The organism is Streptomyces calidiresistens (assembly GCF_014141525.1).
Taxonomy (GTDB): domain Bacteria; phylum Actinomycetota; class Actinomycetes; order Streptomycetales; family Streptomycetaceae; genus Streptomyces; species Streptomyces calidiresistens.
Genome location: NZ_VKHS01000822.1, coordinates 1 through 2,285 on the forward strand (window position 1 = coordinate 1; position 2,285 = coordinate 2,285).

Consider the following 2,285-nt stretch of genomic DNA (forward strand, 5'->3'; position numbering starts at 1 on the left):
ACAGCCCCCGCGACGGTCCCGGCGCGGGGCCCGCCGGGACACCCCGATCCGGCCCCGGGGAACGGAACCGGGCGGGCTCACCCCCGGTGTCGGGCCCGCTGGAACCGGTCCCGTCCCTCGGCCAGGTCCACGATCGGGTCCGGGTAGTCCCCGATCCGCGCCCGGTCCAACCCCTCCAGCCGCCACGGCTCGTGCACGGCTGCTCCCTCCAGCCCCGCGAGCTCGGGCACCCACCGGCGGACGTACGCCCCGTCCGGATCGAACCGCCCGGCCTGGACCAGGGGGTTGAGCACCCGATTGGGGCGGGTGTCGGTGCCGGTGCCGGCGATCCACTGCCAGTTCATCTGGTTGTTGGCGATGTCGCCGTCCACCAGCAGGGACAGGAAGTGGTCGGCACCCACCCGCCAGTCCACGTAGAGGGTCTTGGTCAGGAAGCTGCCCACCAACAACCGGCCGCGGTTGTGCATCCAGCCCTCGGCGGCCAACTGCCGCATCGCCGCGTCCACGATCGGGTAACCGGTGCGCCCCTCCCGCCAGGCCGCCACCTCACCGGCCGCCTCGCCGTCGGCCGACCGCCACCGGTCCTCCCGACCCCGGTAGTCCCGCCGCGAGCACCCCGGGCGGGCCGACAGGACCTGGTGGTGGAAATCGCGCCAGGCCACCTGGCGGACGAACGCCTCCGCGCCGGCGCCGCCCACCCGACGCGAGCGACGCACCAATTCCACCGCGGAGACACAACCGAAGTGCAGGTGGGGGGAGAGGCGGGAGGTGCCGTCCCCGGCGAGGTCGTCGTGCCGGTCGGGGTAATCGTGGATGCCGTGGTCAAGCCACTCCGCCATCCGACGGCGGCCCTCCCGCTCACCGCCCCGGGCCCGCTCCGGCGAGACACCGGGGACGTTCTCGGCGGATCCGGGCTCCTCGCCGCCGATCCCCTCCGGGACCGGCACCCGGCGCGGCGCCGGCAGCACCTCCCGCAGCCCCACCCGCTCCCACTGTCGGTGGTAGGGGGTGAAGACGGCGAAGTGGTCGCCTCCCGAGGGGGTGACCCAGCCGGGTGGCACGGCGGTGGTCACGGCGTCGTGCACCACCAGTTCGCGTCCCTCGCGTCCCAACTCCCGGCGCAGCCTCCGCTCGCGGTCGGCGGCGTACCGGCTGACCCCGGCCGCGAGGTGCACCCGCCGGGCACCGGCCTCGGCGGCGACCCGACACACCTCCTCGACCACGGCCCCGGAGCGGATCACCAGCCGCCCGCCGCGCTCGCGCAGCGCCGCGTCCAGGTCGCCCAGGGACTCGGTGAGGAAGGCCCGGCGATTGGGGGCGTCGAAACCGGCCGCGCCCACGCCGGTGTCGCGGACGAACAGGGGGACCACCGCCCCGGAGCGCCCCGCGTCCGTCAGGGCGGCGTGCAGCACGGGCTGGTCGTGGACGCGCAGATCCGAGGTGAACAGGGCCACCGCCTCGGCCCCGTCCGCCGGGCTCCCGCCCCCGGCCCCATTCGCTGTCATGCCGGCACTCTCCTCCCGCGCCCCGGTCGAGGGGACGCACCCGTTGCTCGATCACAGCGGATTCCGGCGCACCCGGCTCCCCGGATGCGTCCATCGGAGGGCGCCCGTCGTGCCATGGGGGCGCGCGTCGTGTCGTGTGCGCGGGGTGTCGCACCGGGCTCGTTTCCCCTGTTCGGAGTACCGTCGAACGGTTCGGCGATTCGGGTGCGCAGGTGTGGGACGCGGAGGTGGCGGCGACCGTGGGCACGGAACACGAGGGCGTCCCCGGGCGGTCGGGGGACGAGGAACTGAAGCGGGGACGGCGCGAGACCGAGGAGGAGCGGGCCGACCGCCGCTGGAACGAACTCCTCCAGGAGGTCCGGGTCGCCCAGACCGGGGGCCAGGTCCTCCTCGCCTTCCTGTTGGGTGCCGCCTTCGCCCCCCGCTTCGAGGAGTTGACCACCCCCGAGGTGCACCTGTACGTCCTCACCGTGGTCCTCGGCGCGGCCTCCACCGGCGCGCTGATCGGTCCGGTCACCCTGCACCGCTTCGTCACCGGACGCCGGCTCAAGCCGGAGACGGTCGACCTGGCCTCGATCCTCACCGTGGTCGGCCTGTTCCTGCTGCTGTGCACCGTCACCTGCGCGATGCTGCTGATCACCCTGCTGGTGCTGCAGAGCGGAACCGCCTACTGGATCGTGCTGGGACTTTTCATCTGGTTCGTCCTGTGCTGGTTCGCCATGCCGATCTACGCCCTGTGGCGGCAGAAGCGCACCCGGCGCCGGCGGGGCGGAGGGGACC

2 protein-coding genes are annotated in these 2,285 nt (G+C 74.1%); one reads left to right on the plus strand and one right to left on the minus strand.

Annotated elements, in window-relative coordinates:
• Window positions 1–77: 77 nt before the first annotated feature.
• A complete protein-coding gene (locus FOE67_RS23135; protein ID WP_182666780.1) occupies window positions 78–1,505 on the minus strand; it encodes a cryptochrome/photolyase family protein in 1,428 nt (475 codons plus the stop codon).
• A 239-nt stretch (window positions 1,506–1,744) separates the two neighbouring features.
• On the opposite strand from FOE67_RS23135, the gene FOE67_RS23140 reads away from it, so the two are divergent.
• On the plus strand, window positions 1,745–2,285 hold a 541-nt coding region (locus FOE67_RS23140; protein WP_323385345.1), incomplete at its 3' end, for a DUF6328 family protein.